16 protein-coding genes are annotated in these 22,077 nt (G+C 71.5%); 11 read left to right on the top strand and 5 right to left on the bottom strand.

Features of this window, described 5'->3' with window-relative positions; all coding sequences use genetic code 11:
• Positions 1-50 precede the first annotated feature (50 nt).
• Positions 51-299, bottom strand: coding sequence for a hypothetical protein (locus WMF11_RS23535; RefSeq protein ID WP_437978999.1), 249 nt, complete (start codon positions 297-299; stop codon positions 51-53).
• A 349-nt stretch (positions 300-648) separates the two neighbouring features.
• Between WMF11_RS23535 and nuoE the strand changes: the two genes are divergently transcribed.
• The 8 genes from nuoE to WMF11_RS23495 all read left to right on the top strand — a co-directional run bounded on the left by nuoE (position 649) and on the right by WMF11_RS23495 (position 10,792).
• The gene (nuoE, locus tag WMF11_RS23530) at positions 649-1,131 is read left to right on the top strand and encodes an NADH-quinone oxidoreductase subunit NuoE (protein ID WP_044965469.1); all 483 of its coding nucleotides are present in this window, start codon (positions 649-651) and stop codon (positions 1,129-1,131) included.
• A 4-nt stretch (positions 1,132-1,135) separates the two neighbouring features.
• Entirely contained in the window at positions 1,136-2,488 is a 1,353-nt protein-coding gene (gene nuoF, locus WMF11_RS23525) for an NADH-quinone oxidoreductase subunit NuoF (RefSeq protein WP_437554936.1), read from the top strand.
• Positions 2,485-3,123 (top strand): NADH-quinone oxidoreductase subunit J family protein, encoded by a 639-nt coding sequence (locus WMF11_RS23520; RefSeq protein WP_437554935.1) that lies wholly within the window; start codon positions 2,485-2,487, stop codon positions 3,121-3,123. Before nuoF ends, WMF11_RS23520 begins: the two co-directional genes overlap by 4 nt.
• Positions 3,123-3,434: an NADH-quinone oxidoreductase subunit NuoK gene (gene nuoK / locus WMF11_RS23515; RefSeq protein WP_272093012.1), complete on the top strand. Its 312-nt coding sequence runs from the start codon at positions 3,123-3,125 to the stop codon at positions 3,432-3,434. The genes WMF11_RS23520 and nuoK overlap by 1 nt, the downstream gene beginning before the upstream one ends.
• 1 nt (position 3,435) lies before the next feature.
• Positions 3,436-6,000: an NADH-quinone oxidoreductase subunit L gene (gene nuoL / locus WMF11_RS23510; RefSeq protein WP_437978998.1), complete on the top strand. Its 2,565-nt coding sequence runs from the start codon at positions 3,436-3,438 to the stop codon at positions 5,998-6,000.
• A complete protein-coding gene (locus tag WMF11_RS23505; protein ID WP_437978997.1) occupies positions 5,997-8,000 on the top strand; it encodes a complex I subunit 4 family protein in 2,004 nt (667 codons plus the stop codon). The genes nuoL and WMF11_RS23505 overlap by 4 nt, the downstream gene beginning before the upstream one ends.
• Positions 7,997-9,523: an NADH-quinone oxidoreductase subunit N gene (locus tag WMF11_RS23500; RefSeq protein WP_437910674.1), complete on the top strand. Its 1,527-nt coding sequence runs from the start codon at positions 7,997-7,999 to the stop codon at positions 9,521-9,523. Before WMF11_RS23505 ends, WMF11_RS23500 begins: the two co-directional genes overlap by 4 nt.
• A 264-nt stretch (positions 9,524-9,787) precedes the next feature.
• Entirely contained in the window at positions 9,788-10,792 is a 1,005-nt protein-coding gene (locus WMF11_RS23495) for a hypothetical protein (protein ID WP_437978996.1), read from the top strand.
• Positions 10,793-10,828: 36 nt separating this feature from the next.
• On the opposite strand, the gene WMF11_RS23490 is transcribed toward WMF11_RS23495, so the two are convergent.
• The gene (locus WMF11_RS23490) at positions 10,829-12,037 is read right to left on the bottom strand and encodes a tetratricopeptide repeat protein (RefSeq protein WP_437978995.1); all 1,209 of its coding nucleotides are present in this window, start codon (positions 12,035-12,037) and stop codon (positions 10,829-10,831) included.
• The gene (gene hisC, locus WMF11_RS23485; RefSeq protein WP_437910671.1) at positions 12,028-13,119 is read right to left on the bottom strand and encodes a histidinol-phosphate transaminase; all 1,092 of its coding nucleotides are present in this window, start codon (positions 13,117-13,119) and stop codon (positions 12,028-12,030) included. The genes WMF11_RS23490 and hisC overlap by 10 nt, the downstream gene beginning before the upstream one ends.
• Positions 13,120-13,435: 316 nt before the next feature.
• On the opposite strand from hisC, the gene WMF11_RS23480 reads away from it, so the two are divergent.
• Positions 13,436-14,374, top strand: coding sequence for a hypothetical protein (locus WMF11_RS23480; protein ID WP_437978994.1), 939 nt, complete (start codon positions 13,436-13,438; stop codon positions 14,372-14,374).
• A 15-nt stretch (positions 14,375-14,389) separates the two neighbouring features.
• Here the strand turns inward: WMF11_RS23480 and WMF11_RS23475 are convergent, their stop codons facing one another.
• Positions 14,390-18,541 carry a PAAR-like domain-containing protein gene (locus WMF11_RS23475; protein ID WP_437978993.1) on the bottom strand — a complete coding sequence of 1,384 codons (4,152 nt, stop codon included), beginning with the start codon at positions 18,539-18,541 and terminating at the stop codon, positions 14,390-14,392.
• A gap of 236 nt (positions 18,542-18,777) precedes the next feature.
• Here WMF11_RS23475 and WMF11_RS23470 point away from each other — a divergent pair, with 236 nt between their 5' ends.
• Positions 18,778-19,866 (top strand): hypothetical protein, encoded by a 1,089-nt coding sequence (locus WMF11_RS23470; RefSeq protein WP_437978992.1) that lies wholly within the window; start codon positions 18,778-18,780, stop codon positions 19,864-19,866.
• Positions 19,867-19,930: 64 nt separating this feature from the next.
• Entirely contained in the window at positions 19,931-20,134 is a 204-nt protein-coding gene (locus WMF11_RS23465; RefSeq protein ID WP_437978991.1) for a hypothetical protein, read from the top strand.
• A gap of 185 nt (positions 20,135-20,319) precedes the next feature.
• Here WMF11_RS23465 and WMF11_RS23460 read toward each other — a convergent pair whose 3' ends face one another.
• Complete coding sequence (locus WMF11_RS23460; protein WP_437978990.1) at positions 20,320-22,023, bottom strand: hypothetical protein; 1,704 nt, start codon at positions 22,021-22,023, stop codon at positions 20,320-20,322.
• Between the last annotated feature and the right edge of the window lie 54 nt (positions 22,024-22,077).

Raw genomic sequence — 22,077 nt, 5'->3', positions numbered from 1 at the left:
GTGAAAGACGAAGAACGCTGCGGACTTCTCGGCAGGCTACGCGGTCTTCGTCAGAAAACCCAGGGAGTACCGCGTGGCCACGTGCTCCAGGCGGGGGCGGGGACGGGAGGGGGGTCCAGGCGGGGGCCCGCGTCTACGACCACGACCACGACCACGACCACGACCACGACCACGACCACGACCACGACCACGACCACGACCACGACCACGACCACGACCACGACCACGACCACGACCACGACCACGACCACGACCACGACCACGACCACGACCACGACTAGGAGAACGATCGCGGGCACGGCCACGTCGGGGGGAGAGGTCCGGTTTCTGGGCAGCGGCAGGCTTTGTGTGGTCCGCTTTATGTTTCCCCCCCGGCGCGCCTTGACAGTGACCACCGTCGCTCACTAGCGTGCCCGCGCCTCGGGACGGCTCCGTACGACGGACAACCGAATGCCCGGCCGCCGGTGCGCGGGGCTGTCCGCCTCCGGCAGGCGCCTCCAGATCGGAGGCGCACGAGGGTGCGCCCGGTCTGCCGGGCGGACCCTCGTTGAAAGGGACCCGCGTTGCGGGGTCCCGACTGCATGTGGAAGCGGGCACGCCGCGAGCGCGGCGCGCCCAGGGAGCCAGCGGACCGTGCCAACAGCCGACATGACCGAACAATTTGCTCTGACCGCCGAGCGGCGAACCGAGTTCGAGAAGATCCTCGCGCGCTACCCGAACCGCCAGGCCGCGTGCATCCCCGTGCTCCACCTCTGCCAGGAACAGGAGGGGTGGGTCTCCGAGCGGGTGCTCCGCTGGGTCGCCGAGCAGCTCGGCCTCTCGGCCGCGCACGTCCAGGGGGTCGCGACCTTCTACACGCTCTTCAACAAGGAGCCCGTCGGCAAGCACCAGGTCTGGGTGTGCCGCACGCTGAGCTGCGCGCTCAACGGCGCGGATCAGGTGCTCCACCACTGCGAGAAGCGGCTCGGGATCCACGCCGGCGAGACCACGAAGGACGGGAAGATCACCCTGCGCACCGCAGAGTGCCTCGCCTCGTGCGGCACCGCCCCGATGATGCAGGTCGATCGCGACTACCACGAGGGCCTCACGCTCGAGAAGGTGGACGCGATCCTCGATCGGTTGACGAGGTGACGAGATGCTCCGGCTGACGCGCTATCTGACCAAGAACTACGACACGCCCGACGGCCACAAGCTCGCCGTCTACGAGAAGGGCGGCGGCTACCAGCAGGCGAAGCGCGCCCTCGGGATGACGCGCGAGGCGCTCGTCGAGGAGATGAAGGCGGCGAACATCCGCGGCCGCGGCGGCGCCGGCTTCGCGATGGGCGTGAAGTGGAGCTTCATGCCGTGGCCCCCGAAGCCCGAGCGGCCGCACTACCTCGTCATCAACGCGGACGAGGGCGAGCCCGGCACCTTCAAGGACCGCACCCTGATGGAGAAGAACCCTCACGCCGTCGTCGAGGGGTGCATCATCGGGTGCTTCGGGATCGGCGCCCACGCCGCGTACATCTACGTGCGCGACGAGCTGCACCTCTCGAAGGCGCGGCTCTGGGGGGCGATCGAGGAGGCGCGCGCGAAGGGCTACCTCGGCAAGCGCCCGTTCGGGATCGACTACCCCGTCGAGGTCTACGTCCACACCGGCGCCGGCGCGTACATCTGCGGCGAGGAGACGTCGCTCCTCAACTCGCTCGAGGGCAAGCGCGGCGAGCCGCGGCTCAAGCCGCCGTTCCCCGCCCAGTTCGGCGCGTTCGGGATGCCGACGACCGTGAACAACCTGGAGACGATCGCGGCCGTGCCCACGGCGCTCGAGCTCGGCGGGGAGAACTTCTCGAAGCTCTCCTCGCTGCACCACCTGAAGGACGGCGGCTGCCGGCTCTTCGGCGTGAGCGGCCACGTGAACAACCCCGGGATCTTCGAGGCGGCCGTCGGGGTCACGCTCCGCGACCTCATCTACGAGTACGGCGGCGGCGTGAAGCACGGCAAGCTCCTCGCCGTCATCCCGGGCGGCTCGTCGTGCCCGATCCTGCGCGCCGACGAGGTCGTCAACGCGCCGAGCGACAAGTCGCCGCTCCACCCGTGGCACGGCCAGAGCGTGCTCGACGTGCCGCTCGGCGTGGACACGTTCCGCGCGCTCGGGACGATGCTCGGGACCTGCTGCGCCATCGTGCTCAGCGACAAGGCGTGCCCCGTCCTCGCGATGCACAACCTGATGCGCTTCTACCGCCACGAGTCGTGCGGCCAGTGCACGCCGTGCCGCGAGGGCAGCGCCTGGATCCACCGGATCCTCGACCGCATCGTGCACGGCGAGGGGACGATCGAGGAGCTCGATCGGCTGCACGAGATCGCCGACAACATCATGGGCAACACCATCTGCGCCTTCGGCGAGGGCACGGCGATGCCCGCGCTCGGCTTCCTCCGGAAGTTCCGCAAGGAGTTCGAGGCGTACATCCAGACCAAGGGCCGCTCGTCGACAGGGGTGCTCACGCCGTGAAAATCTTCGAGTTCGCCTTCTTCGGGCTGGCGTCGCTGCTCGTCCTGCTCGGCGGCCTGGCCACGGTCGCGGCCAGGAACCCGATCCGCGGCGCGATGGGCCTGCTCACGTCGATCGTCGGCATCGCGGGGCTCTACCTGATGCTCTCGGCGGAGTTCCTCGCCGCGATCCAGATCCTCGTGTACGCGGGCGCGATCGTCATCCTCTTCCTCTTCGTGATCATGCTCCTCGGCCCGTCGGCGACGTCGCCGCGCGACGCCCGCACCGCGGTGCCGCGCTACGTGGGCGCCGGCGTCCTCGGGGCGAGCAGCATCGGCGCGCTCGCCCTGGTCGCGAGCGCGTCGAAGCCCGGGGTCCTGGCCGTCCCGGCCGCCCCCGAGTCGCTCGGGACCATCGAGGCGCTCGGGCACGAGCTCTTCACGAAGGGGATCGTGCCGTTCGAGCTCTCGGGCGCGCTGCTCCTCGTCGCCGTGATCGGCGCCGTCGCCGTCGCCCGCGGCAAGCAGGTCGACCCGACGCTGCTGCCCGCCGGCGAAGGCGCGGACACCGCGTCGCCGGAGCCGGGCGATCAGGGGGCCGCGCAGCCGGGCGCCCTCGCGGGACACGCCACCCTGTCGGCGAAGGAGCCGCACTGATGATCTCCGTCCCCATCGAGTACTACCTCGTCGTCGCGGCGGTGCTGTTCGTGATCGGGTCGATCGGCTTCCTGCTCCGCAGGAACCTCCTCGTCCTCCTGATGAGCATCGAGCTGATGCTCAACGCCGTGAACCTCACGCTCGTCGCGTACAACCGGGTGCACCCGCACGATCACGCCGGGCAGATCTTCACCTTCTTCGTCATCGCCATCGCGGCGGCGGAAGCCGCAGTCGGTCTCGCGATCGTGCTCGCGTTCTACCGCATCCGGAAGACGATGCGCTCGGACGACGCCGATCTCCTGAGGAGTTAGCGTGGAAGCCCTGAGAGTCTTATTCCCCGCGTCCGAGTTCGCGCTGCTCGCGGTCATCCTGGGCCTGCCGGCGCTCGGCGCGTTCGTGAACGGCCTCTTCGGCAAGCGCCTCGGCAAGGACGCGGTCCGGCTGATGGCGCTCGCCGCGCTCGGCGGCGCCTTCCTGGCGGCCGTCACGACGTTCCTGATGCTGCCGCACGAGGGCGGCAAGCTCACCTGGACGGCCTGGCGCTGGTTCTCGATCACCGGCCGGATGGGCCAGTCGATCCCGATCGACGCCGCCTTCAGCGTCGACGGCCTGAGCGGGACGATGATCCTCGTCGTCACCGGCGTCGGCTTCCTCATCCACCTCTACTCGTCCGCGTACATGCGTGAGGACCCGGGGTACTACCGGTTCTTCGCGTACCTGAACCTGTTCATCTTCTCGATGCTCGTGCTGATCATGGGCGACAACCTCGCCGTCCTCTTCGTGGGATGGGAGGGCGTCGGCATGTGCAGCTACCTGCTGATCGGGTTCTGGTTCAAGGACGACAAGAACGCGAGCGCGGGCAAGAAGGCGTTCGTCGTGAACCGCATCGGCGACTTCGGCCTCCTCGTGGCGATGGCGATGCTCGCCTACTACACGGGCACGCTGAACTTCGACGGCATCGCGGCGAACGCGGGCAACCTGCTCTCCGCGGTGAAGATCTGGCCGATCGGCAACATGTCGGCCGACACCGTGCCCGGCTTCCTGAGCTTCCTCATCCCGTCGCAGCCGGTGCTCGTGTACGCGGGGACGCTGGCCGCGCTCGCGCTGTTCCTCGGCTGCGCCGGCAAGAGCGCGCAGATCCCGCTCTACGTCTGGCTGCCCGACGCGATGGCCGGCCCGACGCCGGTCTCCGCCCTGATCCACGCCGCGACGATGGTGACCGCGGGCGTCTACCTCGTGGCCCGGCTCTCGGCGGTGTTCGTGCTGTCGCCGTTCGCGATGGCGGTCGTCGCGGTGACCGGCGTGGCCACGGCGCTGTTCGCGGCCTCGATCGGGCTCTTCCAGAACGACCTGAAGAAGGTGCTCGCCTACTCCACGGTGAGCCAGCTCGGGTTCATGTTCATCGGCGTGGGCGTCGGCGCGTTCGCCGCCGGCTTCTTCCACGTCCTCACGCACGCCTTCTTCAAGGCCTGCCTCTTCCTCGGGGCCGGCTCGGTGATCCACGCGATGCACGCCCGCATCCACGACACCGACCAGTCCCAGGACATGCGCAACATGGGCGGCCTCAAGAACCACATGCCGCTGACGCGCTGGACCTTCCTCCTCGCGTGCCTCTCGATCGCCGGCTTCCCCGGGTTCGCCGGGTTCTGGTCGAAGGACGAGATCCTGTGGCGCGCCTTCTCCGGCCGGATCGAGTCCGTCTCGACGCGCGGGCAGCCGGTGTGGCAGTGGCCCGAGTGGCTCGGTCCGGCGATCTACTGGGTCGGCATCCTGGCCGCGACGATGACCGCGTTCTACATGTTCCGCGCGTACTTCCAGACGTTCCACGGCGAGTTCCGCGGCTGGACGATCGTGCGCGGCTGGAAGGACCCGCACCCGCACGGCCACCACGACGATCACCACGGGCACGCGCACGGCGAGAAGCTCGAGGGCCCGGAGCCGCACGAGTCGCCGCTGCCGATGACGATCCCGCTGATCGTGCTCGGGGCGCTGTCGGTCTTCGCCGGCTTCCTCATGGCGGAGCCGCTCGTGCACCTCACCCACAACCACGCGTTCGCGCCGCTCGCGCACCTGCTGGAGCCGGTCTTCTCGCTGACGGAGCGGGCGGTGAAGGTGCGCGAGGGGGTGGAGGGGCTGCTCTTCCCGATGATGCTGCCCGGCGTCGCGGCCTGCTTCACCGGCATCGGCCTCGCGATGCTCGTGTACTGGAACAAGCGCGGCGAGCCCGAGCGGCGCTTCGCCGAGAGCGTCCCGGGGCTCTACCGGCTCATCTACGACAAGTGGCGGATCGACGAGCTCTACAACGCCACCGTGGTGGGCATGGTCGACGCGATCGCCGACATCTTCACGATGGCCGACAAGTGGATCATCGACGGCATCATCGCGAAGCTCTCCGCGGCGCTCGTCGGGTTCTTCGGCACGGTGCTGCGCGCGCTCCAGACGGGCCGCGTGCAGGTCTACGCCGCGTCGATGGTCGTCGGCCTCGCCGGCGTCGGCTGGTTCCTCGTCAAGCCGCACGCGGACGCGAACGTCGACGACGCGGAGCTGCGCCGGTCCGGCGAGGTGAGGCTCTCGGCGGCGCCGGGGCTCGGCTACCGGTACCGCTGGGAGGCGCCCGGCCTGCCGGCGCGCGACTTCTCCGAGGCGGCCGACGTCACGGTGAAGCTCGAGCCCGGCGAGACCAAGGACGTCGTCCTCCGCGTGCGCAACGCGTTCGACCGCGAGGCGACCGAGACCTTCTCGTTCTCCAGGCCGGCGGGCCGCAAGACCCCCGCGGGCCCGACCACCATGCTGGGCTCGGACGTGCCCGCGCTGCCCCCGGGGGCGACCCCGGCGGAGCAGATCCATGACCTGATCCAGCCGAGAGGCCTGCAATGAGCGCGCTCGACCTCGTAACGCACTACTGGCCGGCGCTCGCTGCCGGCGTCGTGGGAGCGATCCTCCCGCCGGGCGACGGGCAGGGCGCCGACGGCGCCCACGCCGGCGACGATCACCACGGCGGCCACGGTGACGACCACCATGGCGACGACCACCACGGCGAGGCCCACGCGGCCGCGGGGTACACCCCGTGGCAGCGGGCCGGCCTCGGGCTCATCGCGGCGCTCACCGTGCTCTTCGTGCAGTGGCTCTGGCCGTCCGGCGCCGCGGCGGAGGCGGCGGGAGCGACGGACGAGTGGCCGTCGCTGCTCAACGTGCTCATCGGGCTGCCCTTCGTGGGCGCCGCCGCGGTGCTGTTCGTGCCGCGGCAGCTGCTCTCGCTGCTCCGGGGCTTCACGCTGGCCGTGCTCGGCGCGGGCTTCCTCGCCTCGCTGTGGCTGCTCACCGTGCCGATGACCGTGGGCTGGCACTTCCAGTCGATCAAGGAGTGGATCCCGACGCTGGGCATCCGGTGGCACGTCGCCATCGACGGCATCAGCCTCTGGCTCGTCCTGCTGACGACGTTCATCGCGCCCATCGCGGCGTACGCGTCGTTCGGCTCGATCAAGAGCCGGATCAAGGAGCTCTGCTTCTGCCTCCTGTTCCTGCAGGGGGCGATGCTCGGCGCGTTCGTCGCGCTCGACCTGTTCCTGTTCTTCCTCTTCTGGGAGCTGATGCTGGTGCCGATGTTCGTGATGATCGGCATCTGGGGCGGCGTCGAGAAGATCAAGGCGGCGATCAAGCTCTTCGTCTACACGATGGCGGGCTCGATGCTGATGCTCGCGGGCATCGTGTACCTCGTGTGGGCGAACCAGAAGCTCACGGGCGCCTACACGTTCGACTACCTCGCGCTGTCGCGCGTGGTGCTGCCCCGGAGCGCGCAGATGCTCTGCTTCTGGGCGTTCTCGATCGCGTTCTTCATCAAGGTGCCGATGTGGCCGGTGCACACCTGGCTGCCGGACGCCCACGTGCAGGCGCCGACCGGCGGCTCGGTGATCCTGGCCGCGGTGATGCTGAAGATCGGGACGTACGCGTACCTGCGCTTCTCGATGGGCCTCTTCCCCGGCCCGGCCTCCAGCCTCGCGGCCAACCTGGCCGGCATCGCGATCCTCGGCGGGGTGATCTACGGCGCGCTCGTCGCCTGGAAGCAGTCCGACGTGAAGCGCCTCGTGGCGTACTCGTCGGTCGCCCACCTCGGCTACGTGATGCTCGGGCTCTTCGGCGTCACGCCGAGCGGGATCCAGGGCGCGGTGATCCAGATGGTGAACCACGGCGTCTCCACCGGCGCGCTCTTCCTCCTCGTCGGCGTGATCTACGACCGCCGGCACACCCGGGAGGTCTCGGAGTTCGGCGGCCTGGCCAAGGTGATGCCGGTCTACGCGACGCTCTTCCTGATCGTGACGTTCGCCTCCGTCGGCGTGCCCGGCACGAACGGGTTCATCGGCGAGTTCATGATCATCATGGGGACCTACGCCTCCGAGCGCCTCGGGACGTTCAGCGGGATCCACACGATCGGCGCCGCGGCGGGCGTCATCCTCGCCGCCGTCTACATGCTGAGCGTTGTGCAGAAGATGTTCTTCGGGCCGCTCACGAATCCGAAGAACAAGCACCTGCCCGACGTGACGCCCCGCGAGGGCCTCGCGCTCGCGCCCCTGATCCTCATGATCTTCGTGATCGGCCTGTTCCCTGCGATCTTCCTCGATCGGATGAAGGAGTCGGTCCTGTCTACTTACAACCAGTTCAAGGTCGTCTCCGGGCAGGCGATCCTCTTCGCGGACGAACGGAACGCGAAGCTCCTGCCCGAGGACACGTTCTCCCCCGCCTTCCTGAAGGGCGCCCCCTCGCTGGGCTCCGGTGAGGGCGCGGCGGGGGCGGGTGAAGACGAGCAGGCTCGGCGCGATCGGGGCGCGCGCCGAGGAGACGGCGCGCTCGCGGCGCGCGCGGGGGAGGCGGCGCGATGATCCTCGGACCGTACATCGCGGTATCGCCGCTCATCGTCGTCTCGCTCGGCGGCGCGCTGCTGATGCTCGCGGAGGCGTTCTCGCACCGCCGCGAGGAGTCGCACGATCGCCGCTCCGGCCCCTCGTCCGACATCGCGCTCGGGACCGCGATCACGCTCCTCGCCGGGGCGGTGTTCTCGGGCGCGGTCGGGTTCGTCGGCCCCGAGACGCTGGAGGGGTTCGACTCGCTCGCCCCCTACCTGGTCATGGACCGGTTCACGCTGTTCTTCTCCTTCGTGCTCTGCCTGGGCGGCGCGCTGGCGGCGCTGCTCGCCGGGGGGTACCTCCCGGAGCACCGGCTCGATCGCGGGGAGTTCTATCCGCTGCTGACCTTCTCGACGGTCGGGGCGATCATCCTCGCCGGCGCGGGGGATCTGCTGACGCTCTTCCTCGGCCTGGAGACGATGTCGCTCGGGGCGTACGCCCTGACCGGCTTCCGCCGGACGTCGCCGCGGAGCACCGAGGCGGCGATCAAGTACTTCCTGCTCGGCTCGTTCGCGGCGGCGCTGCTGCTGTACGGCGGCGCGCTGATCTACGGGGCGACGGGGCACACCGACCTCGCGGGGATCGGCGAGGTCATCGCGGGCGCGAAGGGGGCGGCGGCGCCGAACCCGGCGCTGCTGCTCATCGGGGCGACGCTGGTGCTCGTCGGGCTCGCGTTCAAGGTGAGCGCGGTGCCGTTCCACATGTGGACGCCGGACGCGTACGAGGGCGCCCCGACGCCGGCCACGACGTTCATGGCGGTGGCGGTGAAGGGCGCGGCGTTCGCGACGCTCCTGCGGGTGCTGCTCGGGGCGTTCGGTAGCCCGGCGCTCTCGTCGTGGGCCGCGGGCTGGCCGCCGGCCGTGGCGGTGATGGCGCTGCTCACGATGACGGTCGCGAACCTCATCGCGGGCCGGCAGGAGTCGGTGAAGCGGATGCTCGCGTACTCGAGCATCGCGCACGCCGGGTACCTGCTCGTGGGCGTGGCGGCGACGGTGCGGGCGAGCGAGGACGCGCAGGCGAGCGTGATGTTCTACCTGCTCGCCTACACGGTCTCGACGGTCGGCGCCTTCGGGACGCTCATCCTCTGCGGCAGCCGTGGGGCCGAGGCGGTGAGCTACGAGGACCTCTCCGGCATCGGCAAGCGGCACCCGGTGGCGGCGCTCGCGTTCTCGCTCTTCCTGCTGTCGCTGGCCGGGGTGCCGCCGACCGCGGGCTTCTTCGGCAAGCTCTACATCGTCAAGGCGGCGATGGGCGCGGAGCTGTACACGCTGTCCGTGGCGCTGCTCCTCAACAGCGTGCTGTCGGCCTACTATTACCTGCGGGTGCTCGTGTACATGTACATGCGCGAGCCGGCCCCCGGCGCTCCGATCGCGCGGCCGATGCGCTCGGGCTACGTCAACGCGGCCCTTGTGGTGTCCGCGGTGCTCGTGATGGTCCTCGGCATCTGGCCGACGACCTCGCTCGGGATCGCCGTCCGCGCGGTCCTGGCGTCTCGCTAGAGCGGGGGCCCACCCGCTTCGGATACGGGCCCACCTCGACGTTTTCGGTGCTCGGCGTACCGGAGTACGCCTGCGCGCCGAAAACGCCGATCTGGTCCCGTCTCCTGTGCGGGTGAACCCCCGCTCGGCAACGCGGGTGCGGGCCTGGAAGAGCGCTGCCAACTCGTATGGCAACGGAGCGCTCGCGATCGAGGCGCTCGCGCTTCGTCCGGCCGTGAAACCGCGATGCTGCGCGGGGCGCGCGAGTTGCTAAAGTCGGCGCCGATGCGAACCGGCGAGAAGCTGCAGAGAAGAGCGGGGGATGGAAGGATGCGAGCGGCGTGCGTCGCGCTGCTCGGGGCCCTGGGGTGTCAGGGAGGGAACGCGAGCGGCGGCGCGACCGCGGGGAGCGCGACACCGGCGGGGAGCGCGGCGCCTGTGGCCGCAGGGAGCGCAGCGACTGGGGCCGCGGGGAGCGCAGCGCCGGCGGCCGCAGGGAGCGCGAGCGCCGGCGCGGCGGCGAGCGCGCAGGCCGGGGCGGGTCAGGTGGACGCGATCTCGCTGACCTCCGAGGACGTCGTGAAGGTGATGAACCCGAAGCGACGGGCGCCGTACAGCGGGCCCACGGGGACGCTGCGAGGACGCGTCACCATCAAGGGCGACCCGCCGCCCGATACAGGGCTCAGCTTCCCGATCGGCAAGTGCGGCGAGGCCGCCGCGACCTACGGGCGGCTGTTCCGCGTGGGACAGCAGAACGGGGTCGCCGACGCGCTCGTCACCGTCGTCAACTACAGCGGCTACGTGCCGGAGCGCGAAGAGGCGGAGAAGGTGACCATCCACGGGTGCGCATTCTCGAAGCGGACCGTGGTCATGACCTACGGCCAGCGGCTCGAGGTCGCGAACCTCGATCCCCTGGAGCCGTACATGCCGAACCTCGAGGGCGCCCCCTTCATGGCGGTCCTCGTCGCCGTGCCCCAGGGCGATCCGGTGAAGTTCTACCCGCCGCAGCCAGGCTACTACCACCTCGTGGACAAGCTGCCGAAGCCGTTCCTCAAGGCCGAGGTCTTCGTGCTCAAGTTCGCGACCCACGACGTGACCGGGCTCGACGGCAAGTACGAGATCAAGGGCATCCCCGTGGGCAAGGTGCTCACCGCCGCCCTGCTGCCGGCCATCGATCAGGACGTGAAGCGGGAGATCGAGATCAAGGAGGGCGAGAACACGCTCGATTTCGAGCTCAACTTCGACCTCAAGAAGCACAAGGAGAAGCCGCACACCAAGCCCTCGCCTTGAGGTACACGGCGGGGGCACGCGGCATTGACGCGCCCATCAGGGTGCGCCGCCCGTGAGCTCTCGGTGGACGCGCCGCTCGACCTCCTGGGACAGCGCATCCCCGGCGACGAGCGCGGGGGGCGGCGGGCCGAGCCAGGTGAGCGCGGCGTCGCGGCCGACGCGACGGAAGAGCAGCTCGGCAAAGAGGAGCCGGGCGAGCCGCGAGGGGGCCACCGCGGGGCCGCCCGCCGCCGCGGACAGGTCGAGGGCGTCGCAGGCCCGCGTCAGCGCATCGAGATCACCGCTCAGATCGGCCGCCACCGCGAGCGCCACGAGCGCCTCGGCGCTCGCCGGATCGGCCGCCGAGACGAGCTCGGCCTGCTCGCGGGCCTCGCCGAGGCGGCCCAGCGCGGCCGCGCGCACCGCGACCTCGGCGGGCGTCAGCTCCGCGTCGCGCGCCAGGCGGCGGGCGCGGCGGAGCTCGCCCAGGACGAGCGCCTCGTCGACCTCGGCCAGCTGCCCCCCTGACGGCGTCGGCCGCCCCAGGACGGCTGCCCCCGGCGCAGCCAGCTCCCGCAGCCGCCGCGCAGCCTGCTCGGCCACCGCGTGATCGCCCGCCTCGACGGCCGCCGCGTGCAGCGCGCGCCATGCCTCCGTCGACCAGGGGCGCCGCACCACGAGCGCCCGCAAGGCGAGGCGCGCGTCGTCCGTGCGGCCCAGCCGCCGCAGGATCTCGGCCCGGAGCAGGGCGCCGTCGTCACGATCCGGATCGAGCACAATCGCCCGATCGATCCGCCCGAGCGCCGTCTCGAGCCGCCCCGCCGAGAGATCGCAGCGCGCCTGCTCGCGGTAGGCCGGCTCGTAGTCGGGCTCGATCGCGCGGGCGCGCTCGAAGGCGGCCCCCGCGGCCTCCCCGCGCCCGAGCCGGCAGCGCACCGACCCGATACGCGTCCAGATGTCCGCGCTGTCGGGGTCTCCGTCCTCCGCCAGCTCGTACGCCTCCAGCGCCGTCGCGAGATCGCCGCGCGCCTCGGCCTCGGCGCCGATCGCATACAGCGCATAGGCGTGCGCCGCGATGGTACGACCCTCGATGATCTGGCCGTCGATCGAGCGCGCGACCCTGGGCGCGGCGCAGCCGGCAATGGAGGTCGACGCCGTCAACGCCATCAACGCCGCCAACGCCGTCCGCACCGCGGGCTCCGCGAACGTCGCGAGGAACACGCGCGGCGCGCGCCGCGCGGCGGAGAACGCCACGGCTACGCGCACGCGGCGATCTCGGCGAGGAGGCGATCGTTCTCCTCCGGGAGGCCGACGGTGATGCGGAGCCGGTGCGCGAGGCGCCCTCCCGCCGCGTGGAAGCTGCGCACGAGGACGCCGCGCGCGGCGAGCGCCTCGAAGACCTCGCCGGCAGGGCGGCGCGTGCCGATCCAGAGGAAATTGGCGTGGCTCGGCGCGACCGAGAGGCCGAGCTCGGCGAGCCCGGCCGCGAGGCGCTCGCGCTCGGCCGTCACGGCGGCGGCGGCGCGGCGGAGCTCGCCGCCGAGCTCCCGCAGGGCGAAGGCGGCCGCGCGCTGCGACGGGGTGGGCAGGTTGTAGGGCTGGCGGACCTTGTCGAGCTCGGCCACGAGCTCCCGGGCGCCGATGAGCCAGCCGATCCGCAGCGACGCGAGGCCGATCTTCGAGAGCGTCCTCAGCACGGCGACGTTCGGGTGCTTGCGCAGGAGGGCGAGCTGGTCGCGCGGGGCAAAGTCGATGTACGCCTCGTCGACGATCACGAGGGCGTCCCGCGCCGCGGCGACGACCGCCTCGAGGCGGTCCTCCGACATGAGCGCGCCCGTCGGGTTGTTCGGCGAGGCGATGAAGACGACGTTGGGGCGCGCGAAATCGACGGCGCGCCCGAGGCCCGCGACGTCGAGATCCCAGCCGGCGTCGAGCGGGACCTCGACGACGCGCATCCCGCGCGCGCGCGCGCTCAGCTTGTACATGACGAACGTGGGGCTGACCGTGACGACGCTCGCCGCGTCCGCGCCCTGCCGCGGGCGGCTGAGCGCGGTGAGCACGATCGAGATCACCTCGTCGGAGCCGACGCCGGCCAGGATCTCGTCAGGATCGGCGCCGCAGTGGGCGGCGATGGCCTCGCGGAGATCGAGGGCGCGCGCGTCGGGGTAGCGGCCCCAGTCGTCGGGCGCCGCGGCCCGCGCGAGGGCCGCCCGCGCCTCGGCCGAGAGCAGCGGCGGGCTCTCGTTGGCGTCGAGGCGCACAGGGAAGTGCCCCGCGACCGGGGTGTAGGCGTGGAGCTCGGCGAGCTCCGGACGAAGCAGCGCAGGGAGGAAATCGGGCAGCGGCATGGCTCGGTCCACGGTCGTCGCGGGCGCGGCGATGAGGGAGGAGGAGAGCGGTATACACCCCGCGCCGGACCGGGAACACCTCGACGTGCGCGTTTCCTGGGCGGCGGGGCGGCCGTGGTCCGCCGAGCGCTCCGGCGCTGCGGTCGCGGTTCGTCGAGCGCTCCGGCGACGTGGCGGTGGGCGCGAGGTCATCTTTGCCGTCGGTGGCGCCGCAGGTATAGAGCGTCCATCTCAGCTCAGCGCGCTCCGGAGATGTGCACGAAAGCGGGGGAGCACCGCCGATGGATCTCACGCGTTATCAGGACGAGGTGACCCCATGCCCGTGGTGAGCCCTGCGACCGTGCTCGTGCCGTCGCTTTCCTCTCCCATCCCTGAAGGCCTGAACCTGATCTTCTCCCCGGACTTCCCTCTGGAGGAGCGAGGGGGCGAGGCGGTCGCCGCGCCGCACGCCGCCGAGGCGCCGTGGTCGGTCGCGCGCGTCGGCAGAGCAGATGAAGCGCTCCGGGATGTAGCGCAGGAGATCGCGCGCCGGTTCGGCCCCGTCCATGACGGCGCGTTTCCGGAGCGCGCGCCCGGGGACGTCCTCGGAGCGTACGCGTTCTCGTTCGTGCGTCCGTCGTTCGTGTCGCCCTTCGCAAGCCAGCGTGAAGGTGTCTTCTTCGGCGAGCGTGTCGTGCCGGTCTTCGGGCTCTGGAAGGACGTCGATGACGTGACGTGGGCGAGGGCCGCGGCGCAGCTCCGGATCCATCGCTACCGGGACGTGGATGACTTCATGATCGAGATCGACGCCAGGGGCGATGAGCGCGTCGTGGTCGCCCGGTGCCCGCGACGTGAGACGCTCGGGGCCGCCGTCGCGGAGGTCGTCGCGTCTGTGCGGAAGTCGCGGAGCTGGCGCGGCCGATGGTTCGGCGCAAAGCCGTTCGACTGGAACTGTGCGCTAAGGATTCCCCCGCTCGACCTGTGCGCAGTCCGTGTCCAGGAGGAGCTCATCGGCAAGCCGCTCGCGGGCGGGGACGGTTCCCCGATCGGCGACGCCCGCCATGCCGTCCGCTTTCGCCTCGGCTGGGACGCGCTCCCGCCGAGCGAGCCCGGGCCGATCACCCTCGGGCGCGGCGATATGTACGAGCGCCCCTTCGTCTGCAACGGCCCGTTCCTCGTCGTCGTCCTGGGCGCGTCGCCGCAGGACGAGGTGCGGCTCGCAGCCTGGATCGAGGCGCCGGAGGCGCGGGAGGGCGCAATCCCCGACGCATCTTGAGCGGCGAGCCGCCGGTCACTGCCCGAACGTGTACCAGCGCGGCTTGATGTCCTTGATCAGGTGCCCGCCGCCGTTGACGTGCAGGTTGCCCGGGGCGTTGCCGGATCCGAGGCCGGTGGGCATCCCGCTGACCAGGCCGGAGGCGCCCGCGTTGCCCATCTGCCCAGCGGAGGCCACGCCCGGGACGCCCTTCGCTGTCGCGCCGGACGTCGTCGCGCCGGTCCGGTCCGCGACCGCCTGGGCGACGCTGCGGCCCATGAAGTTCGGCTTCGTCCCGCCGTTGCACGTGACGACGTCCACGCGCGTTCCTGGCATTTTCCCGTTGAACCCGGCGGCGTTCAGCTTGTCCGCGAGCTGGGCCCCCGAGATCTTCTTCCCCGCCCACTCGACGCTGCCCGGCCAGCCGTGGGTGTCGACGACGACATCCGTCTCGCCCTTGAGGCTGCCAGGCACGACCTGGTTCGGCTTGAGGATCGTCGCGCCCGGGTACTTCGCCGCGTACTGCGAGTAGTACGCGTTGTGGAGCTTGGGATCGTTCGAGGCCGTGATGATCGTGAGCAGCCCGAGCGGATCGATGAAGAGCGTCGGGTTCGGGACGAAGCCGATCTCCTGCAGCGAGCCCGAGAGGCCGATGGGATCCGGCGAGATGAACACGCGCAGATCGGGCGCGTAGTAGCGGTACCGGTTGTAGTGGAGGCCGGTGAGCTCGTCGGCGCGCTGCCCGGCGAAGCGGAGCGCGCCCGGCTCGCCGCGCTTGTGGGCGACCTCGCCCCAGGTGGTGAGATCGATCTCGGTGATCTCGCCGGCCGCGTCGAGGGTGAGCCATGGCGTCCCCGCGGCGTCGGTCGCCACGAGGCGGAAGCCCGCGCCGCCCTGCGACTCGAGCAGCGGCATGTGACCTGACGCGTCGAAGACGCGGCGCGTGACCTGCCCGCCCGAGGTGCGCTCCTCGACGATGCTGTCGCCATCCCAGCCGAACCACGTGCTCCCCTGGCCGACGATCTCGGCCACGCGGCGGCCGAGCGCGTCGTAGATGTACTGGATCTTCAGCCCGTCGCCGCGCACGGCCTCGGTCAGCCGATCGTTCTCGTCGAAGGCGTACCGCCACGTGCGCCGCGGATCGGGCGCGTCCCGGCCCGAGAGCCGGCCAAGCCGGTCCCAGGTCAGGACCTGATCGCCCGCCGCGCGCGGCCGCCCGCCGGCGCCGACCGACGCTTCACCCCGCGCGATCGCCGTGCCGTGCGGCGAGTAGGAGAACGCCTCCGTCGCGCCGAGCCCGCGGACGTCCGCGGGCCGCCCGTGCGCGTCGAGCTCGTAGCGGCGCTCGCCGCGCTCGCTGTCGATCACGGCGGCCAGCGCCCCGACCGGGTGCCAGCGGTAGGCGCGGGAGCGGACGACGTCGCCCGACGCGCCCTCCACCTGGATCTCCACCGGGAAGCCCTCGGCGTTGCGCCGGGTCAGGAGGGCGCCGACGCCGCCGTCGCGCCGGCGGGCGCGCTCGCCGTCCTGCTCGTCGCGCTCGAAGACGAAGCGCTCGGCGGCGTCCGGATGGCCGACGCCCATCGCGGCGACCCGCCCGTACGCGTCGTGCTCCAGCGCCACGCGCCAGCCGGACGAGTACCGGCGCGCCACGAGCTGGCCGCCCTCGTCGTAGTCGTAGCTCGTGACGAACTTGAAGCCGCCGCACGTCTGGGTGTCCCGCAGGATCGCGCCGCGCTCGTCGTACGCGAGCTCCGTCGTGCAGGCGCCGTTCGTCGCGCGCGCGACGCGCCCCAGGGCGTCGTACTCGAAGTGCTCGACGAGGCCCGACGAGTACTCCCGCGAGACGACGTTGCCCGCGCCGTCGCGCGAGAGCCGTACGATCGACTCGTCGGGGCGGAGGATCGACACGAGCCGGTCCGCGCCGTCGTACTCGTAGCGGTACTGGAGCCCCGTGAACGTCGTCTCGCGGACGAGGTTGCCGGCCGCGTCGTACTCGAACGAGCGCCGCTCGCCCGCGGCGTTCTGCATCCAGCTCAGCCGGAGGAGCGCGTCGTAGCCCATGGTCCAGCGCGAGCCGTCCGGCAGCACCTGCTCGACGAGCGCGCTGGCCACGTAGCGGTAGTGCGCGCGGCCGCCGCCGGGGTACGAGGTCGCCGTGCACAGCCCGAGCCCGTCGAAGGCGTGCTCGGTGCGCTGCCCGCTCGGCCCCACGGCGCAGACGATGTTGCCCGAGGAGTCGTACTCGAGCGTGGTCGCCGCGCCGCCGGGCGACTCGATGCGCACGGGCATGCCCAGGAGATCATACACGTAGGTCCACACGCGCTCCCCCTGGGCGTAGCGGACGAGGTTGCCGTGCGCGTCGTACTCGAGCGTGTCGACGAGGCCGCTCGGGTACGTGATCTTCGTGTTCTTGCCGCGCGCGTCGTACTCGGCCGTCGTCTTGCCGCGCGCGTCCTCGATCTCGATGACGCGCCCCCGGCTGCGCCGCTCGGTGGAGCGGTGGCCGTTCGGGGCGATGGTGGTGACGCCCTGTTGCTCCTCGTCCGTCTGGTACCGGACCGTGCCGCCGCCGTCGCTGAGGGAGATCAGCCGTCCGGCGAGATCGTGGCGGCGTCGCTGCGTGGCCCCGGCGCCGTCGGTGACGGCGATGAGGCGCCCGACCCCGTCGTACGTGAACAGCATGGAGTAGCCGCGCGGGTCGACGTAGCGCTCGACGAGGCCGAGCGCGTTGCCCTGGTAGCGATGCACGTGGCCGAGGGCGTCCGTCACCGTCGTCTGGTGAGGCTCGGGCCCGTACGCGACGCGCGTGTGGAAGATGCCGCGGGGACCGCCGGCCACCTGCGCCTCTGGGGCGCCGAGCGCGGCGAGGAGGTCGCCGCCGGGCAGCTCACCCCAGGTCTCCACGCAGCGCCGCTCGCCGCCCTCGTCCTGGTACACGAAATGGAAGACGACGCCGTCGGCCCGCGTCTCGGAGCGCAGGTAGTGCTCGTCGTCGTAGCTGAACCGGGTCTCCGCGCCGCCCACGTCGATGACCCGGACGAGGTCTCCGCGCCCGTCGAGCTCGTAGGTCACGAGGCGCCGGCGGTGCTCCTTGCCGCCCTCGTCCGCGACGGCGACGGACCAGATGCGAAGGTTCCCGTCGCGGGAGACCTCCGCGCGGCGGCCGACCGAGTCGGTGATGGCCACGACCTCGTCCTGATCCCAGTCGATCGTGGCCGCGTTGCCGAAGGCGTCGCGCAGCTCGGCGAGCGCGTACGCCCGCGGATCCGCGGTGGGCCGGAGGACCCGCACGAGGTCGTCGCCGAGGTCGACGACGATCGCGTCTCCGTCGAGGTGCACCTTCCGGCCGTGGGGGAGGAGCAGCGCTTCACCGGCCCCGGGCAGCTGCATCTCGGTGCGGCGCTGCTGGTCGTCGACGAGGACGAGGTGATCGCCGTTGCGCTCGGCGCGCCAGGCGAGGCTGTGCGACCAGCCCCACCCGAGGCCGCAGCGGTGGCGCACGGCCGAGGTGCTGTAGGTGCGGATCCACTGGACCCAGAGGAACCCGGTGAGCGTGAAGTCGGCCGCCGGGATCGTGAACAGCGTCCCGGTCACGACGTCGATCGGATGGCCCGCGGCCGCCTGGCCCTCCGCGCCCGGCGGCGCAGGCGGGCTCGGCGGCGCGGCGCCGCTGTTGCTCCCGCCGCCGCCTCCGCCGCCGTTGCCGCCGCCTTGCGGGCCGCCGCCGCCCGGGCCCCCGGCGCCGCCGCCGCCGCCCCCACCGCCGCCGCCGCCCCCGCCAGCGCCGCTCGCGCTGGCGCCGGCGCCGACGGTGATGCTCTTGTTCATCTGGCCCATGCTGCCGGTGATGCCGGCCATGCCGAGCTCGATGATGACGTTCGGCGCGCCGAGCCAGGGGAAGCAAGGCCCGCCGGTGTTGAGGCTGACGACCTCCTTGAGCGTGCCAGGCTCGTTGCCGTGGCACGCCTTCATGCAGCCGCCGACGGTGAGGATCTTCGCGCCCTCGATCTTCGTGCGCATGCACGGGTCGATGATCCCCTCCGCGACCGTGCCCATGGTGGGGTAGGGGATCGGCAGCGGGCTGGGCGCGGCCGGGGTCAGACACACGCTCACCGCCATACCGGTCATCTGGTGACCGGATTTCTCGGTGATGGTGTCCATATGGAGGGCGGTGACCTTACCCATGGTGACAGGATGGTCCCACGGTCCCGCGAGCGTGTGCAATCGCGGCAATCGCGAGCCCGCCGTCCGGTAGCCTGGGAAAGCTACATGGCTCGGACGGCCTCGCCGGGAGCGCGGCTGACGTGCGGGGGAGGGAGATGACCAGGCAGGAACGTCAGGCTCGTGCTTCTTCCTGGCGCTGGCGGCGCGGGCTCGCTCGGCGCGAGGCAGGCGTCCGCGATTAAACTCCCCTTGTCGCCATGCCGCCCGCCGCCTTCGCCGTCTGTCACCACGACACGCTGCACGCGCATGTGCGCGTCTGCCCTCACCTCGACGTCGAGCACCGGCCGGGCGTGAGCCTCGTGTGGACCGGCGTGAGCGCGATCGCGTGGCAGAGGCTCGCCTCGCTGGCAGGGGCTCCCCTCGAGAGCGAGCCTGCCGGGACCGGTGAGCCGGCGGCGCCGCTCGCGCAGGCCATGCGCGAAAGCCCGATCGACGAGAGCACCCTGGACCCGGCGTACTGGGCCGCCTGGGCCGGGCCGCTTGCCGAGAGCTCGGCCGAGGCGCTCCAGCGGGAGAGCTGCCGTCTCTTCGGCGTGGACTGGCCCCTGGGCGCGCCGTCCGGCGCGGACCCGGACAGGATCGCCCTGTGGAGCGGCTTCGCGATGCACCCGCGCTTCGATCCTCCGCTGGCCCGCGCTCCATTCCCTCGATCACACCATGGCGTTCAGGTCCCCTGCTTCGGCGTGTGGTCGAGCCCGGACGAGCCCAAATCCGTCTGGCAGTCGCGGGCAACGCAGGCGCTCGTGCATTTCCCCCGCACCACGGACGCCGAGCTCGTGGGCCTCTCGGACGAGGAGATCGACGCCGCATACAACCAGTTCGTCGTCCAGCTCCGCGCGGCTGATCCCGAGGTCAGGATCATCGTGGCCACGTTGCCCGCCGGACCGACGCTAGCGCGCACGATCAGCCGCGCGCTCTCCCTTCTTCAGGAAGACGACGCGCACCCGCGCGCGCGCTTCTCCGCCGACGAGGGCCTGTTCATGCCGGTGATCGACATCGCGTGCGCTGCTCGCTCGAGCGAGCTCGCCGACCGCGTGCTCGAGAGTCCGTCCCTCGGGCGCGTTCGCCTGGGCCCTATCGAGCAGGTCATCCGCTTTCGCCTCGACGACGGGGGCGCAAAGGCACCCTCGCCGCCGCGCTCCTTCGGCCTGATGTCACCCCCGCGGCGCTTCAGCTGCGCCATGCCGTTCCTGGTCCTCGTCCTCGCCCGGCGCAGCCAGGTGCCCGTCTTCGCGGCGTGGGTCGAGAACGCCGAGGTCCTCGCGAAGGCGCCAGCGTCCCGGTGATCAGTCTTCGTGCGGCGGCGCGCCGGGGAAGCCGCCGCCGTGCGACCCGCGCCCGGTCGGCGCCGTGGGATCGTTCCACGAGCCTCGATCAGGCGGGAACGTCGGGCTCGTGCTTCTTCCTGGCGCTGGCGGCGCGGACCCGCTCGGCGCGCCGCTCCTCTTCCGCCGCGTCCTCGTAAGGCGACAGGAGGCGGTCGCGGAGGAGCGCGTGCGCCTCGTCCTTGTCGTCGTCGTACTCGGCGTGGCCTGGACCAGGAGCGTGCCGTAGGCCTCGTGCCTCGGCGACGCGGCGGCGGTGACCCGGCGGGCGTCGGCGACGCGGCGCGGGTCTCCCGGCGGGCGTCGGCGACGCGGCGGCGGTGACCTGGCGGGCGTCGGCGACGCGGCGCGGGTCTCCCGGCGGGCGTCGGCGACGAGGCGCTGGCCTCCACACGGCCTGGGCCCGAGGCGCCGCTACGGCAACCAGCGGCCCACCTCCGCGATCGCAGAGGCAGCGCCGACGATCGCCGCCGAGCCGCCCAGCCTGCGCAGCAGCGGCGCGAAATCCGTGAGCCCGCCCCAGCCGATCAAGAGGTTCTCGAAATCCTTCTGCCATCGGTTCCCCAGCACATCGCAGAGCACGCACGCCGCGTTGTCCAGCGCCATCCACGGCGCACATGCGAGCACGGATCGAAGCGTGTCGTCGTCGCCATGTTGCCAATAGGCGTCCATGACCTCGGCCACGGCTCGTTCCCGGAGCGCTTCGGGCAGGTGCGGCACGATCGCCGCGAATGCGGTCACCCGGAGGACACCCTCCGTGCTGCCAGCCAGACGCAACGCTTCTTCCGGCTCAAGCCCCGCGCACGCAGCGGCAGCCTCATGATAAGGACCGGACAGAAGAGACCCGAACTCGTTGGGAGCGGCGTCGCGCAGCCGGCGCGTGAGCTCCGGATCGGCACCTGTCGGGATACCGGAGAACGAGGGGATCGGACATGGTATGAGCTCGCCGGCCTCGTCGAGCGCGGCCCGCGCCTCGTCCGCCCACGCCTGCACCGCCTCCCGTTCGACCCCGGCCAGGGTGCCTGCCAGCGTGACGAGCGCTGCCGCCCGCGCGCGCGCCGCGCCGGTCGGCTTCGTGAGATCCACGCTCGGCTCCTTGTAGGGATGGGCACGATCGTCTCGCGGTCCGTGGCGGCTTCCCTCCTTGGCGAACAGCGCACCCTCGACGACGGCGCACCGCGTGATGTGGTTCAACGCTGCCGCGCGCTCCGGTTCGGTGGACGCGCTGAACAGCGCGTCTTCCGCAGCCGTGCGCGCGCGGCGGGCGTCCGTGACGAACCCGACGAGCCCTCCGGGTCTTTCCATCCAGGTGGCGAGCCACGCCGGTGAGACCAGCTCCATGAAGGCGGACAGCGCGGGCGCTCGCCGCGTCATGTGGGCGCCCAGGTACTCGACGAGGTACGCTGGCCAGGTGAGCGCACCGCCCTCGGGGGCCCTGGCCGCGCGCAGGCTGGCGAGGCCTCGATCGACGATGCCGTCTTCGAGCGACGCGATGTCTGCCGATGCAGCCCAGCGCGCGCGCATCGCATCGTTGCCGAAGCGGTAGGTCCCGTCGTCCGCATGGACCACGAGAGCACGCGCCGGACGCGGCGCGCGGTGGAGCGCCTCGATCGACGCGCTGGGCAGCTCGAACGCCGCCATCAGGTCGTCCTTCGATACCGGCGCGAGCGCCGTCGCCAGGGCGTCGAGGCATCGTTCCGCCGCGCGCCCGACATCTCCGCTCCCGGCCAGGGTGTCTCGCGCCTGTTGCACCGCCTCTTCTGCCGCGGTGGCCTCCCCTGGTAGGTGCAGCACCGCGGACGTCTCCTCCGTCCATTCGAGATGCTGACGCCAGTCCGAGCTCCGCGCCGAGGGACCTTCCACGCCCACGGACACAAGGAACCGCACCCTGAAACCGGCTTCGTCCAGAAACGGTACCCCCTTCTCAGGCTCCCAGTCCGCCGCGCGCTCGAGGCCGTCGACGATCACGAGCAACACAGGATCTTCCATCTCCAGATCCCACCGCAACGCTCCGGCGATCGACCACCGGAGCTCATTAGGGCTGCGTGGTCGAGAGAATGCCGCTGACCACGAGCTTCGAAACAGACCGAGCAGCACCTTGAGCGCCTCGCGTTCCACCGCGGTTCCGAAGCACGAGCTCACCGGGAGAAAGATCACCTCTGCTCTATCGCG

The sequence above is a fragment of the Sorangium sp. So ce295 genome (assembly GCF_051527405.1).
Lineage (GTDB): Bacteria > Myxococcota_A > Polyangia > Polyangiales > Polyangiaceae > Sorangium > Sorangium cellulosum_B.
This window is presented reverse-complemented; position numbering and strand designations above follow the sequence as displayed.